Genomic DNA, 13,638 nt, shown 5'->3' on the forward strand with positions numbered 1-13,638 from the left:
ACTTACCTGATATCACGCATCTCATCAATACGCTTGCGGTGCCATGGCGAATAATAACGCACATCCCCCGGAGCGTGGGCAATAAATGAGGAGACCATGAGTAAACCCGCAAGGAACCAGAACGGTGTAGGATACCACGGGTGCCAAGCGAGAAGCAGCAGAACTTTGAAGAATATAATGTGACAGCGGAGTTGTAAAAAATAAATACCATGCGTCCACCCGTCAAGGACAACTAGGGCAAAACCACTAAAAATCAAGAGATGATGCAGCCACAGCCACATATCGTGCGGGATTCCATAAATATATGCCCCAACCACCACAGCAACCGACCAGATATGCAGTGTGCGCAAGGATATCTTCACCCAACGCTTGCCGTTGAAGAAGCGATTTCGTGCAGGAAAAAGCCATGATGTCATAAAAAACCTTTCGCAACGAGCTAAAATAGTGCCGACGCAGGGATTCTACATCAAACAATTCTACTGCGAAAGCTCAGCGTGCACTGGCCGGATTCAAGCGCAGAATCTGGCAGGCAAGCTATAAGCTCATAGCAAAAGCGGCCGGAGCATTTCGCTCCGGCCGCTTCACAACGCATTCCACAAGAAACAGAGATTACTTATTGCGTGCTGTTCCACCGGTCATCGGATCGGCAGCATAGCCAAGCGCTTTCCAGTCGAGTCTCCCTTGCGGGCTATGGCAGTCAGCACATTGCAGTGCTTTCTCTTTTGGTGCCACCATATGGTTAACGCCAACATACTCTACAGTCGAGGCAAAGTCGTACTTACCGCTGTACTCCATGCCAGCCCCTTTTGCGCCTTCAATCAGAGCTTTCTGCCAGTCAAGGTGCGACCAGTAGCCTTGGAAGGTGTGCGGAGTGAGCAAGTAGTTATATTTTGTATCATATGGCTGCTTACCAACATGAGCCTTGAATGGGTAGATTTTGGCTTTTTTGTCAGCGATGCTGCCATCGGGAGCGTTCATTTCAAGCGTCTTTGTCGGATCGAATGTGTCGCCCTTCATGTAGCGCTTTGTTTTTCCGCTGTACCACATGTAGGTAGGGACAACATCCTTCTCCCATTTCATGGTTCCCTTTGTCGGATAATAGGTTTCACGGTCAAATTCCCAGTCTGGGTCTTTCGTCTTGTCACCCGCCGTCGACCAGTCCCACATGGTTTTCGTCGCCTGACCACGTGAATGCGTTGGGATATGGCACGCTTGACATGACACCGCGTCGAGATGCTTGGCCATGATTGGATTATTCTGATGCGCCTCTTTGTGACAATCAGTGCAGCCAACCCGTCCATCGTACGTTGCCATCATCGTAGAAGCACCCTTGATTTTGTGGTTCTTCTCAGAAGTGTGGCAGGTAATACAAGTAGTCCCTTTTTCACCACCAAGGTGAACATCAAGGTTACGATCGGCTTTGAAAAGCGATGAATCAAGATCGCCGTGTTTTACGGCATCACCACCGCCACCATAGAAGTGACAGGTGCCGCAGTTTACCATTGAAGGCTTCCCGATGCTGGTTGCAGATTTAACCAGGTCAAGGCGTCCGCTCTCAATAGCTGCCGGATCAGGAACTCCCGCACCACCACGTTTTTTGGCGGCAAAGTAGTTAGCGTCTGTGGTATGGCAAACGAGACAGTCAATGTTAGCAGGGTTTTTATGATCAAAAGAGTTATCTTTCCACCCGTAGCCTGCATGGCAGCCAGCACAGCTCGCTTGATTTTGCGGATTAGTGCCACCTTCAACCGAGATACAGAAGTTGTTGATCATGTTCTTCTTACCGTACTCTTTGGTGGAGTTTTCCATCCCTTTTACGAGATTCGGCTTTCCTGACCATTTCCAGTGTGCCGTTTCCATAAAATCTTTCCCTTGCTTCTGATGGCACTCTAAGCATTTCTGGGTAACTTCAGGACCGCTTTTAAATGGTCCCTTAATAAACATAGCGTGATCCACACTAGCGAAAGCGCCAAGTGAGACCAGCATCGTGAAAATACCTGCCAGCAACAACCGTGTAAGTGTCATGGCATCCTCCTTGTTAGACTTCGCCCACGTAACTGTGGGCGGCGAATGGCGAATGTAATTTTTTTCGCATTCAGAACAATGGGATTATAACCATTTAGGAAGACATGTCAACACTATTTGAAATAGGCTATTTCCCACTCAGCCACGGCAATAGCAATTGCCTTTGTTATTACAAAATTGAGACTTACAGGCCATCACAAGCAAGAAATCGGCTTAAGCTAACTTTTTTCGCACAAAGCAATACGGGGATTATTATGAAATTTTATCCTATATATATCTGCTAGCTGAAGACCCCTTGCCAGAAAAATATCTTGATCTTTCTCGCACAAGGCCGTATCTATTGTGGGGTCTATTTACCAGATTGTTAAATGGCGGAATTTGCAGGTAGCAATAAAATCGGCCTACGGAAAACATACTGTAGGCCGGAAAAGTATACAAAAGGAGTGTGTCATGAAGAGATTTTTAGGAATTACCGTTATTGCGCTAACGTCCGCGACAGCAGCGTGGTCATTTGACATCAGCGAGTACGAAACGGGCAATGCTGCTCGTGGGCAGTGGGCATGGTTCACCGGTCAAAGCCGCGATTGTGCTGACCCAATCCCAGTTCCTGGAAAATTTTCCAGAGCGGAGTGGAAAGAGATGTTCACAACGGCCAAAGATAAGCTTCCATGTGGCGGAGCAGGGCTGAAAGAGAACACCATCAAGCACGTATTTAAGTTCCTCTACGAGCATGCCTCTGACTCAGAGACACCAATGAAGGAAAAGCCCGCTTCTTGCGGCTAAGCAGCAATAGAATTTCGTGCAACTTCATATTTTTTTAAGGAGTGGTGACTTATGTCTTTTTCAAAATGGTCTTTAACGCTTCTGGTTTCAGTCTTTGCTTCGTTTCTGCTGATTCTTTCCGGTTGCAGTGGGGCAACCGTTGCAACGACAGCACCGGCTGCGTCTGCAGCAGGTCACACGACTCCAGTTCCACAGGATCCGGCACTGCGCATTACCACAGAAGAAGTAATGAAGCTGTTCGCGATGGAATATGGCGACGCCCCGTTAATTGAAGAAACACTGAAGAAAAACAAAAGCTTTGTCATGGTGGACGCTCGCCCACTTCCACGTTTCCAAGAAGGGACAATCCCTGGCTCTATCCACATGCCTCCCGCCGCAGTGGCAGCTAACTTGGACAAATTACCAAAGGACAAGTTGATTATTTTCTGGTGTGGTGGGCTTGCCTGTCCACTTAGCCCGGAAGCAGCTGAAATCGCAAAGAAAAATGGCGTTACAAACATCAAGGTTTACTACGAAGGTGATCAGGGCTGGAAAGCTGCTGGTAATTACATGATTTCCGACACCCCTTATGTAAAACGTATGGTTGATGCTCGCGATAAGGAAAATGTTCTCGTCGTGGACTCGCGCCCAGCACTTGTCTACAATAAAGAGTTCATCCCTGGCTCAGTTTCAATCCCATGGGCGCAGTTTGAACAGAAAAAGGGCCTACTACCGAACGATAAGAACACGAACCTTATCTTCCTGTGCGGCGGCCATCATTGCGATTTAAGCCATTTTTCCGCCTCTGCCGCGCTTAAAATGGGCTATAAAAATGTAAAAGTATATTCAGCAGGATTCCCCGATTGGAAAAAATCAAAATTCCCAACATGGGGGAATGAGTCGAGTGGCATTGTTGCCGCACCAACCAGCGGCCCAAGTGCGGTTATCTCCCCAGAAGACTTCACCAAAGCAGTTGCCTCTGGAAAATATACCGTTATTGATGTTCGCGGCGCCAGAGAGATTGCCAATGGTATGATTCCAGGCGCGATCAATATTCCAGATGGCGACTTCATGGGCGACTTCCAAAGCGCCATCAAGAAGATCCCAGCCGACAAGCCTGTGCTTATCCATTGCGCAACGGGCGCACGCGCTGCAGGAGTGTTCTTTGTTATGGAAGATGAAAAGTACAAGCATCCAAAAGGCGTTCAGTACCTTGATAAGAATATTGCCATCGCTAAAGACGGTTCATTCACGATTAAATAACGCGCAGAAGCCCCCCTCTGCCTACAAAAAAAGCCCGCGCGAGCGGGCTTTTTTATTGCATTGCAGGTTATTTCAGCAGATATTTCCCAACCCAGTTTTTCGAAAACTGGAAGGCCGTGCGGCCACACCGTTTCGTTTTCTCGTGACTCCAGCCAATAGCGGCTGACTCGACCTCTTTCGACCACGGGATAGTCGTGTTCAAACGTTTGCCCCACTGCTCAAAGCACAGTTGAACTGCCTCAAGATAGCGATCTTGCGAAAATACGTGAAATGGCACCCACAAACCGAAGCGATCAGAGAGTGAGCTTTTCTCTTCCATAATTTCACTCTGCTGCAACTCGCCTCTCACATATTTCCCCCCAAGATGATCGCCATCGTATTCGGGAAGCAAATAACGACGGTTAGACGTGACGTAAATCAACACGTTTTCTGGCGCAGAGTACACCGAACCATCAAGAGCGCTTTTCAGCATCTTGTACGAAAGCTCACCCACCTCGAACGAGAGATCATCACATAACATAATAAAGCGGTATGGCTGACCTTCAACGGCGGCAAAAATTTCAGCAATATAAATGAGGTCTTCTTTTTCCACCTGAATAACGCGCAACCCTTCAGCGGCATATTCGTTGAGCAGCGCTTTTACGATTGATGATTTGCCGGTACCACGTGAACCCCACAGCAGGGCATTATTCGCCGGCAACCCTTGCAAAAATTGCCGGGTATTATTCACCATAATGGCTTTTTGCTCTTCAACGCCCAACAATTGGTCAAGGCGAGTCGTGTCGGTCACTCTCACTGGCTCAAGATAGCCGGAAAATGAGTGACGACGCCAATTCGCCGCATAACAAGTTTTCCATTCAATAGGCTTAATTGCCTTAGGGAGCAACATTTCGACAGAGCTTAATACTCGCTCTAATTGAGCAACAACTTCTGGTTTTAGGTTTAACATACCACTCTCTTTGATTCGTTTTTATGATGCGTAGCGGGCAATTCTATAAGGCAGATTTACCCTGACTGTCAAACGCTAACGGGTAAATAAACCGGCAAAACAACATTATGGCAATTTCTCTCTACTTAACTGAGGTTACTTCATGGCTGCTATGTGACTCAGTGCAAATTTTGCACTGCTCCATTGTTAAACAAAGAACATGACTCTTTTCTTTGCCCAAAAAATCTGATACTCTGTTCTACTGGATTGTATACCGTATACTTTGCTTTTTTCCGGCATGAAAATGCCGAACATTTATTTGAGGGAAGGCCTATGTCTGCAGAACTTGTGATGGCTTCCGTGTTGTTTATCGGTATTGCGCTCATTCTTCCGGCAGTGTTTATCCTGATGAAATTCATCGGGCCGCACTCCGACGGCGCAATCAAGAATGACATCTACGAAAGCGGTATCTCGACGATGGTGGGAACTTCGACACAGCGTTTTAGCGTAAAGTATTACCTGGTCGCCATTCTCTTCATCATCTTCGACATCGAAGCGATCTTCATGTTCCCCTGGGCGGTGAATGTGCAGGAGTTGGGGATGCATGGCTTTGTTGCCATGATGATCTTCATTGTCTCGCTGCTCGGTGGTCTGATCTACGTCATTCAGAAAGGAGCGCTGAAGTGGGAGTAGGGCAAGTAGGGCTGGAAGCCTCGTTTGGCAACAGCATCATCACGACACGTATGGATGCCGTCGTTAACTGGGCAAGAACGTATTCGTTGTGGCCAATGATTTACGGAACCGCGTGTTGCGCAATTGAGTTTATGAGTGCTGCGGCATCGCAACACGACATTTCCCGTTTTGGAGCAGAAGTTGTGCGCTTCTCGCCTCGTCAGGCCGATCTTTTACTGGTTGCTGGCACCATCACGATGAAACAGGCTCCGATCCTGAAGCGAATCTACGAGCAAATGCCCGACCCCAAATGGTGTGTCAGCATTGGTGCTTGTGCGTGTTCGGGCGGATTTTACGACAATTACTGCACCTTACAGGGAATCGACCAAGTCGTCCCAGTTGATGCGTACATTTCAGGATGTCCACCGCGTCCGGAAGCTATCCTTGACGCGCTGATTCTTATTCAGAAAAAACTTGCTGGCGAAACCGTACTTGTCAACCGCAAGCCTGACTTTAAGGGCTTGTATGACGATGTATTGTCAGTGAAGGCATAGGGGGAATTTTCATGAGTCAATCTCTCTCAAGTGCCGTTCAAGCGAAATGTCCCGGAATCATCAAAGAGGTTATCCAATTTCGCGGCCAAGAAACGTTTGTGGTAGAAGCGGCACACGTGGCAACGCTGATCGGCAAACTGCGTGATGAATTCGGATTTGCCATGTTGCTCGACATTGCTGGTATCGATTATTTGACCTACCCCAAGCCGCAGCCCACCCGTTTTGCGTTAGCCTATGTACTGCGCAATTGGGACACCAATACGGTCGTGTGCGTGAAGGTATACGTGAACGACCCACAAGCGGGAGTTCCCACTGTCTCGACACTGTTCAACTGTGCCAACTGGGCGGAGCGCGAAGCGTTTGACCAATTTGGCTTTATCTTTATTGGCCATCCAAACCTCAAACGAATCCTGAATCACAAGGATTTTGTCGGGCATCCACTGCGCAAAGATTATCCGATAACACGCCGTCATATTTTGGCCGAGTCAGATAGCTTGATGGATGAAATGGTTCAGCGTCTCAAGGAAAAGGGGGTGTAATGATGAGTCAAACGACAATCATACCCGAAGCTGATATGCACAAATACCTCAACACCGACCTCATGTTTTTGAACCTCGGGCCGTCTCACCCTGCAACGCACGGCGCCATCCGCACCTTTGTTGCCCTTGATGGTGAAACGATCATTGCTGCTGTCAATGAAATCGGCTATCTGCACCGTGGCTTTGAAAAGAGTGTCGAAGTTGGAACATGGAATCAGGTTATTCCGTACACCGACCGATTGAACTACTGTTCCGCCATGATGAACAACGTTGGTCTGGCCAAAGCGGTCGAAAAAATGCTTGATGTGCAGATCACCGAACGCTGCATATTCATGCGGGTTATCATTTCTGAACTTTCACGCATTATCGATCACCTTGTTTGTATTGCTGCCAACCTCGTTGATATGGGCGCGTTAACGAACTACTGGTATCTCTACAACCAGCGCGAGTATGTGTACGATTTCCTCTCGAAACTTACGGGCGCGCGTTTGACGAACTCCTTCACACGAATTGGTGGCATGTATCACGATTTCCATGAAGGTTGGGAAGTTGAACTCGAAGAAATGCTCAAAAAGTGTGAAACCGGTACGCTCGAATCGCTCACACTCGTCAAGAAAAACCGTATTTTCCAGGATCGCACACAAGACATTAGTTGTGTAAGCGCTGCCGAAGCACTTTCGCACGGATTTACCGGCCCATGCCTTCGCGCGAGTGGCGTAGGGTATGACTTGCGTAAAGACGCTCCGTACTACCACTATGACCAATTTGATTTCGAAATTCCTGTCGGATCAAAGGGTGATATCTACGATCGCTTTATGGTTCGCTATGAAGAGATCTTCCAGTCGATGAAAATTGTCCGCCAGGCCATGAAAATGATCCCCGGCGGTTCCGTCAACGTTGATAATCCTTCGGTATTCCTGCCGAACAAATCGGATGTCTACAGCAACATTGAAGCATTGATGAACCACTTCAAGTTGATTTTTGACGGCGTAAAGGTACCGGCGGCGGAATTATACGATTCAACCGAAGCGGCCAACGGCGAACTTGGTTTTTATATGATTTCAGATGGCAGTGGCCATCCATACCGCATCAAAGTACGTCCGCCATGTTTTTACATGATGAGTGCGTACGCCGACATGGTAGAAGGGACGATGGTGGCTGATTCAGTAATCAACCTTGGCAGTATCAACATTATCGCAGGTGAGTTGGACCGATGAGTGCAGAAGTAAAGCCCACACGGGCGAACAAACCATTCGTTTTCAATGCAGAAAACGAAGCTAAGTTTCAAAAGCTCCTCACGCGCTACCCGGACACCGCGGCGCTCAATCTTCCAGGCCTGTGGCTGATACAGCAACAGGACGGTTGGATCAGCTACGAGGCCATGGAGTATCTTGCGGAGCGGATCAATATTCCCGTCACGCAGGTGTATGAAGTCGCAACGTTCTACACCATGTACAATTTGCAGCCAGTGGGAAAATACCATTTTCAGGTTTGCCGTACCCTTTCGTGCGAACTGCGCGGTGGCGAGGAAATTCTGGCGCACCTGACCAAGAAACTCGGCATTAAGCCGGGTGAGACCAGCAAAGATGGTCGCTACACGCTCACAAAAGTTGAGTGTCTTGGATCGTGCGGCTCTGGGCCGATGTTCCAGTTAAATGACGATTATCACGAGTGGTTGACTGTTGAAAAAGTCGACGAAATACTCGCGAAACTACCGTAGGAAGGGGGAAATATGGCTGTACAAGAAGTAAAAGTCCTCAGCGCCAAATATGGCATCAAGGATTCACGTACACTGGCCGTTGCCCGCGCTCACGGTGGGTATTCGCAAATTGAAAAAGCCTTCAGCATGGAACCGGCACAGATCGTTGAAATGGTCAAGGCCAGTGGCCTGCGTGGCCGTGGTGGTGCTGGCTTCCCAACCGGTATGAAGTGGTCGTTCCTGCCCAAAGGGCTAGACAAACCAACGTACCTCTGCATCAACTCTGATGAATCAGAACCGGCTACATTTAAAGATCGCCAGATCATCGAAAACGATCCGCACATGCTGATCGAAGGGATTATCATTACGTGTTGGGCCATCAACTCACATGATGCCTACATTTATATCCGTGGTGAATTCGTCCGTCAGGCTGAAATGCTGAACACAGCGATTGACGAAGCCTACGCGGCTGGTCTGCTCGGCGAAAAGGCTTGCGGTAAGGACTTCCGCGTTGATATTACGGTTCACCGTGGCGCAGGCGCGTATGTTTGTGGTGAAGAAACTGCTTTGATTGAATCGATAGAAGGGAAAAAGGGGCAGCCCCGTTCCAAGCCTCCCTTTCCGGCGGTTGTCGGTCTCTTCCAATGCCCGACGATTATCAACAACGTGCAAACGATTGCTTCTGTGCCGTACATCATTGAACACGGCGCCGAAGGGTATCGCAAGTTTGGCACGGAAAAGAGTGCCGGAACATTCTTGTTCGGTATCAGCGGTCACGTGAATAAGCCAGGTGTGTACGAAACCGAGCTTGGCGTTTCCATGAAAGGCTTCATCGAAGACCTTGCGGGAGGCGTGTGGAAAAATCGCAAACTCAAAGCGGTTATCCCGGGTGGCTCTTCGACGCCGATTATGACTCCCAAAGAGGTTGAAACCTGCATGCTTGACTATGAGTCAATCGTAGAGCATGGCTCAATGCTCGGCTCGGGCGGAATAGTCGTCCTGGACGAAACGGTGTGCATGGTGAAGTCGCTGAAAAACCTGCTTTACTTCTACCATCACGAATCGTGTGGCCAGTGCACCCCGTGCCGTGAAGGAACCGGGTGGATTTACAAGATTGTCTCCAATATCGAAGCAGGCAAAGGGAAAATGTCTGACCTCGATTTGCTCCTGGAGCTGGCAGACAACATGGAAGGAAAGACGGTATGCGTCCTTTCCGGCGCGGCGGCCATGCCGACTCGCAGCTACATCCAGAAGTTTCGCCACGAATTTGAAGAACACATCAAACTGGGCAAATGCCCGTTTGCCGGGTGAGGGGAGAAACGATGTCAAAATTGATAACCATGAACGTCGATGGTCAGGAGTTGCAAGTTGAAGAGGGGAAAAACCTCATCGACGCGCTTTCCGCTGTCGGTATCCATATTCCCCACTTCTGCTACCATCCCGCGCTCGGGTTTGATGGCAACTGCCGCATGTGTCTGGTAGAAGTCGAGGGAGCCCGCGGGCCACAAATCGCCTGCAATACTCCAGTAAAAGAAGGGATGAAAGTTTCTCTCAGCTCAGAATCATCCATGAATCTGCGCCGTAAGGTACTGGAATTCGAACTGATTAACCACCCGCTTGATTGCCCAATCTGCGATCAGGCTGGTGAGTGCAAGCTGCAAGACTACTACATGGAAGCTGGCCTTTCTAAAAGCCGGATGGAAGTAGAAAAAGTTGCCAAAGAAAAGAATCTCGACTTTGGCTGTGGCGTTGTGCACGACCAAGAGCGTTGCGTACTGTGCGCCCGCTGTGTCCGTTTTCTGCGTAAATATACAAAAACGGCGGAACTTGGTATTGTCAACCGTTGCGACAAAGCAAAAGTTACCACCTTCCCAGAGAAGCCCATCAATAACCGCTACGCACTGAACGTAGTCGATATTTGCCCGGTTGGAGCCATGACGAGCCGTGATTTCCGTTTCAAGCAGCGGGTCTGGTTCATGTCTTCCGAAAAGAGCGTGTGTCACGGCTGTGCCAAGGGGTGCAGTATTTACGTTGACCACAATCAAGAAAAGTACAAAGCAGAGCGGGTGTACCGTTTCCGCCCACGTGAAAATGCGCAAGTCAATGGGCACTTTATGTGTGACGCTGGCCGCTTGAGCTATCGCAAGGAAAACGAAAACCGTCTCACGACGGCCAAAGCCAGCGAGCGTTTTGAGGCGGTCGATATCGCCACCTCGCAAGCGGTGGCACTGCTAAGCGCTGCGAAAGGCAAAGCTGTCTTTATCGTTTCGCCAAGCTGGACAACCGAACAAATGGCGGTCGCCAAATCGTTGGCCACTCATTACGATGGATACCTTTCTGGCTACGCCGATGGATATATCGTGAAAGGTGATGGCGATGACCTTTTGCTTAAAGAGGACAAAGCCGCCAACCGCGCTTCGCTGGAGCTGCTCGGTATTAGCACCGATCGCCAAAAGCTGATCAGCAACCTGAAAACGGCAGAAGTGGTCGTTGTTCTCAACAACGATCTATCGCTCACGGCTTCAGACAAACGCGAATTTGAAGCGCTCTTTGCTGGCAAGCAGGTTATTTTTGTTGGCTCACACCGTATTGCCCTCGCGGATTCCGCGCAAACGGTGATTCCATGCGCTTCGTACACCGAGTACGCTGGTGTGGTCGTCAACGTCGACAGTATCCTGCAAGAAGTTACTTGTGCCATCGAAAAAGAGTGCTTTGCGCGCCGTCCCGAACAGGTGATGGCGGCACTCAGTGGTAACGCCATCAAAGCGGAACTCGGTGCCGTTCGCCAACAATTGAGTGCCAGCGTACCAGCTTTGGCGCAGGTTGATTGGAACGCAATCCCTGAAAATGGGTTGAATCTGAAAGGGGGTGCTCAATGACGTGGGTTGACGTACTTATGGTGCTTCTGCGCATCGTCTTTGCCGTGGTCGTTCCACTGCTCTTCGTACCGATCTTTGTCTGGCTTGAGCGTCGCGGTGCGTCGTACATTCAGGATCGGAGTGGCCCCAACCGCTGTCATATCGGGGGAATCACCCTCTTTGGTCTGATTCAGCCGATTGCAGATGCGGTGAAGTTGATCTTCAAAGAAGATCTGACGCCGCGCCACATTAAGAACAAATTTTACTTCTATATTGCTCCGGCCATTCTTTTCTCCGCCTCACTGCTGACATTTGCGGTCATTCCGTTTGCAGACAGCGTGGAAATTGGCGACAAGAGCTACCTCATGCAGGCGATCCCAACCGACATCGGTATCCTGTGGTTCCTTGGCATTGCTGGGATTGCCGTGTACGGAATTATTCTGGCGGGTTGGGCATCGCACAACAAGTACAGTATCCTTGGCGGCTTACGCGCCTCGGCGCAGGTGATCAGCTATGAAGTTCCGATGGGTCTGGCGCTGATCGGCATTTTGATATGCTATGGCACCGTAGACCTGAATCAGATGGTACGGACGCAGAGTGAACTGCTCTTTGGCTTCTTGCCAAACTGGGGGATTTTCCTGCAGCCGTTTGGTTTCTTACTCTTTATGATTGCGGCTATTGCAGAATCAAACCGTACTCCGTTTGACTGTGCCGAAGGGGAATCGGAAATCGTTGGCGGCTACCACACCGAGTACAGCTCAATGAAATTCGCTCTTTTCTTCATGGGCGAGTACGTGGCGATGTTCGTATCGAGTGCGCTCATCGCCACGCTCTACTTTGGCGGCTACAACATTCCGTATGTCACAACCGAAATGTTGCGCGAAAACTCCATGCTGGTCGCAGCCATCCTGATGGTTATTGTTCCGGTTGCCTTCTTGGCATTCATCTTTTGGATGCACCGCACCAACCGCAGTCACTACACAACGGCGGATGATAAGCGGACGCGTGAGACCAAAATTCTTACGTGGGCGTTTCTGGTGGTTATGTTTGGTATTCAGGGCTTACTGGGGATTTCGATCTTGGCAGGTGATGCGGCTTCGCAAATGCTAACTGTGGTAATTCAGATTGTTGTGTTCCTGATGAAGACCTTCTTCTTCGGTTTCCTCTATGTCTGGATTCGTTGGACATTGCCACGTTTCCGCTATGACCAGCTGCAGAACCTCGGATGGAAATACCTGCTGCCACTGGCACTGCTCAATATTTTCATTACCGGCGCCGTCGTCGTATGCCTGTAGTGCCAGGAAAAGGAGGCCAATAAGTCATGTCTAAAAAAGTGTATACCGTGGAGAGAACTGGCGGAACGCTGAGAGAAAAGATTTATCTCCCTGAAGTTTTCAGTGGGATGAAGCTGACCCTCAAGCACTTTCTGCGCAATATCTCCGATACGTCAAATTTGGCGGTGCGTGAGTACCCCGAGCAGCAGCCGGATATCCCTGAGCGCTGGAGAGGGCGTCATCGCCTGACCACGCGCGAAGATGGAACCATCAAATGTGTTGCCTGCTTTATGTGTGCCACCAACTGCCCCGCAAAATGTATTCTGATTGAAGCGACCGAACGGACAGATGGCGTGACCGAAAAGATGCCAGCCCGTTTTGATATCGATTTGCTGGAGTGTATCTACTGCGGCTTCTGCGTGGAAGCGTGCCCAGTTGATGCGATCCGGATGGACACGGGGATTTTTTCGGTGGTTACCGAAAGCCGCGAGGCAATGGTCATGACCAAAGAGGCGCTCATGGCGACCCCCGGAATGACGAAGGAGGAGAACTGATGGAACTGCTGTCACTGGTATTGTTCCTGGGTTTTGCAGGATTAGCGGTCGCAGGCGCGGCTGGGCTGATTCTGTTTCGCCACCCACTGAATAGCGCACTGAGCTTTATTGTTACCTTAATTGCCCTCGCTGGGCTGTACGCCATGCTCTCGGCTTCCCTGCTCTTCGCGGTACAAATTATTGTTTACGCCGGTGCGATCATGTCGCTCATTGTCTTCATTATCATGTTCCTGAACGTGCGTGATGCTGACTTGCCAGCGGAACCAACGCGCTGGTACTTCCTGATTGGTGGCGCGGTTGTGCTGACTCCGGTTGGCGCGTTCCTGTTGAAAGTCGTCCGTCAGCTTCCCGGTGCCGATATGAGTGTGCCGTTACCTGAAGGTTTCGGTGGCATTCATGCGGTTGGTCAACTGCTGTTCATCAAATGGGTCTTCCCATTTGAAATCGTATCCGTGCTACTCGTAGTCGCCTTGCTTGGGGCGGTTATGCTGGCGAAGAGGAAGGTGTAAT

Annotated in this window: 13 protein-coding genes and 1 pseudogene; 11 read left to right on the forward strand and 3 right to left on the reverse strand. The window is 49.7% G+C overall.

Translation table 11 applies throughout. The features are described 5' to 3' along the window. Positions 1 to 2: 2 nt before the first annotated feature. On the reverse strand, positions 3 to 416 hold the full coding sequence (locus P304_RS0104250; protein WP_027389532.1) for a hypothetical protein: 414 nt from the start codon (positions 414 to 416) through the stop codon (positions 3 to 5). Between the two features lie 193 nt (positions 417 to 609). Beyond that, positions 610 to 2,025 (reverse strand): tetrathionate reductase family octaheme c-type cytochrome, encoded by a 1,416-nt coding sequence (locus tag P304_RS0104255; RefSeq protein WP_051321395.1) that lies wholly within the window; start codon positions 2,023 to 2,025, stop codon positions 610 to 612. A gap of 450 nt (positions 2,026 to 2,475) precedes the next feature. Between P304_RS0104255 and P304_RS0104260 the strand changes: the two genes are divergently transcribed. Together P304_RS0104260 and P304_RS0104265 are read left to right on the forward strand one after the other, a co-directional pair. Continuing rightward, a complete protein-coding gene (locus P304_RS0104260; RefSeq protein ID WP_027389534.1) occupies positions 2,476 to 2,808 on the forward strand; it encodes a hypothetical protein in 333 nt (110 codons plus the stop codon). Between the two features lie 51 nt (positions 2,809 to 2,859). Continuing rightward, positions 2,860 to 4,050: a rhodanese-like domain-containing protein gene (locus P304_RS0104265; protein WP_027389535.1), complete on the forward strand. Its 1,191-nt coding sequence runs from the start codon at positions 2,860 to 2,862 to the stop codon at positions 4,048 to 4,050. Between the two features lie 67 nt (positions 4,051 to 4,117). On the opposite strand, the gene P304_RS0104270 is transcribed toward P304_RS0104265, so the two are convergent. Further along, a complete protein-coding gene (locus tag P304_RS0104270) occupies positions 4,118 to 4,999 on the reverse strand; it encodes an ATP-binding protein (protein ID WP_027389536.1) in 882 nt (293 codons plus the stop codon). 312 nt (positions 5,000 to 5,311) lie between these two features. On the opposite strand from P304_RS0104270, the gene P304_RS0104275 reads away from it, so the two are divergent. The 9 genes and pseudogenes from P304_RS0104275 (at position 5,312) to P304_RS0104315 (ending at position 13,637) form a co-directional block, all read left to right on the forward strand. Then, complete coding sequence (locus P304_RS0104275; RefSeq protein WP_027389537.1) at positions 5,312 to 5,671, forward strand: NADH-quinone oxidoreductase subunit A; 360 nt, start codon at positions 5,312 to 5,314, stop codon at positions 5,669 to 5,671. Continuing rightward, positions 5,662 to 6,204, forward strand: coding sequence for an NADH-quinone oxidoreductase subunit NuoB (locus tag P304_RS0104280; RefSeq protein ID WP_034764142.1), 543 nt, complete (start codon positions 5,662 to 5,664; stop codon positions 6,202 to 6,204). The genes P304_RS0104275 and P304_RS0104280 overlap by 10 nt, the downstream gene beginning before the upstream one ends. Before the next feature lie 11 nt (positions 6,205 to 6,215). Beyond that, positions 6,216 to 7,960 (forward strand): annotated as a pseudogene (gene nuoD, locus P304_RS13970) (NADH dehydrogenase (quinone) subunit D). Next, positions 7,957 to 8,463, forward strand: a complete 507-nt coding sequence (gene nuoE / locus P304_RS0104290) for an NADH-quinone oxidoreductase subunit NuoE (protein ID WP_027389539.1) — start codon at positions 7,957 to 7,959, stop codon at positions 8,461 to 8,463. Before nuoD ends, nuoE begins: the two are co-directional and overlap by 4 nt. A 12-nt stretch (positions 8,464 to 8,475) precedes the next feature. Further along, positions 8,476 to 9,753, forward strand: a complete 1,278-nt coding sequence (gene nuoF / locus P304_RS0104295; RefSeq protein ID WP_027389540.1) for an NADH-quinone oxidoreductase subunit NuoF — start codon at positions 8,476 to 8,478, stop codon at positions 9,751 to 9,753. A gap of 11 nt (positions 9,754 to 9,764) precedes the next feature. After that, positions 9,765 to 11,321, forward strand: coding sequence for an NADH-quinone oxidoreductase subunit G (locus tag P304_RS13975; protein WP_084417526.1), 1,557 nt, complete (start codon positions 9,765 to 9,767; stop codon positions 11,319 to 11,321). Next, entirely contained in the window at positions 11,318 to 12,595 is a 1,278-nt protein-coding gene (locus tag P304_RS0104305) for a complex I subunit 1/NuoH family protein (RefSeq protein ID WP_027389541.1), read from the forward strand. Before P304_RS13975 ends, P304_RS0104305 begins: the two co-directional genes overlap by 4 nt. A 26-nt stretch (positions 12,596 to 12,621) precedes the next feature. Further along, complete coding sequence (locus tag P304_RS0104310; RefSeq protein WP_027389542.1) at positions 12,622 to 13,128, forward strand: NuoI/complex I 23 kDa subunit family protein; 507 nt, start codon at positions 12,622 to 12,624, stop codon at positions 13,126 to 13,128. Next, positions 13,128 to 13,637: an NADH-quinone oxidoreductase subunit J family protein gene (locus P304_RS0104315; RefSeq protein ID WP_034764145.1), complete on the forward strand. Its 510-nt coding sequence runs from the start codon at positions 13,128 to 13,130 to the stop codon at positions 13,635 to 13,637. Before P304_RS0104310 ends, P304_RS0104315 begins: the two co-directional genes overlap by 1 nt. Position 13,638 lies beyond the last annotated feature (1 nt).

It is taken from the genome of Chrysiogenes arsenatis DSM 11915, from assembly GCF_000469585.1.
GTDB classification, from domain to species: Bacteria; Chrysiogenota; Chrysiogenetes; order Chrysiogenales; family Chrysiogenaceae; genus Chrysiogenes; species Chrysiogenes arsenatis.

What these genes read in the sequence shown, in the direction of transcription:
- P304_RS0104250 (WP_027389532.1), bottom strand. Translation starts at nt 416, where the DNA reads ATGACATCATGGCTTTTTCCTGCACGAAATCGCTTCTTCAACGGCAAG.
- P304_RS0104255 (WP_051321395.1), bottom strand. Translation starts at nt 2,025, where the DNA reads ATGACACTTACACGGTTGTTGCTGGCAGGTATTTTCACGATGCTGGTC.
- P304_RS0104260 (WP_027389534.1), top strand. Translation starts at nt 2,476, where the DNA reads ATGAAGAGATTTTTAGGAATTACCGTTATTGCGCTAACGTCCGCGACA.
- P304_RS0104265 (WP_027389535.1), top strand. Translation starts at nt 2,860, where the DNA reads ATGTCTTTTTCAAAATGGTCTTTAACGCTTCTGGTTTCAGTCTTTGCT.
- P304_RS0104270 (WP_027389536.1), bottom strand. Translation starts at nt 4,999, where the DNA reads ATGTTAAACCTAAAACCAGAAGTTGTTGCTCAATTAGAGCGAGTATTA.
- P304_RS0104275 (WP_027389537.1), top strand. Translation starts at nt 5,312, where the DNA reads ATGTCTGCAGAACTTGTGATGGCTTCCGTGTTGTTTATCGGTATTGCG.
- nuoE (WP_027389539.1), top strand. Translation starts at nt 7,957, where the DNA reads ATGAGTGCAGAAGTAAAGCCCACACGGGCGAACAAACCATTCGTTTTC.
- nuoF (WP_027389540.1), top strand. Translation starts at nt 8,476, where the DNA reads ATGGCTGTACAAGAAGTAAAAGTCCTCAGCGCCAAATATGGCATCAAG.
- P304_RS13975 (WP_084417526.1), top strand. Translation starts at nt 9,765, where the DNA reads ATGTCAAAATTGATAACCATGAACGTCGATGGTCAGGAGTTGCAAGTT.
- P304_RS0104305 (WP_027389541.1), top strand. Translation starts at nt 11,318, where the DNA reads ATGACGTGGGTTGACGTACTTATGGTGCTTCTGCGCATCGTCTTTGCC.
- P304_RS0104310 (WP_027389542.1), top strand. Translation starts at nt 12,622, where the DNA reads ATGTCTAAAAAAGTGTATACCGTGGAGAGAACTGGCGGAACGCTGAGA.
- P304_RS0104315 (WP_034764145.1), top strand. Translation starts at nt 13,128, where the DNA reads ATGGAACTGCTGTCACTGGTATTGTTCCTGGGTTTTGCAGGATTAGCG.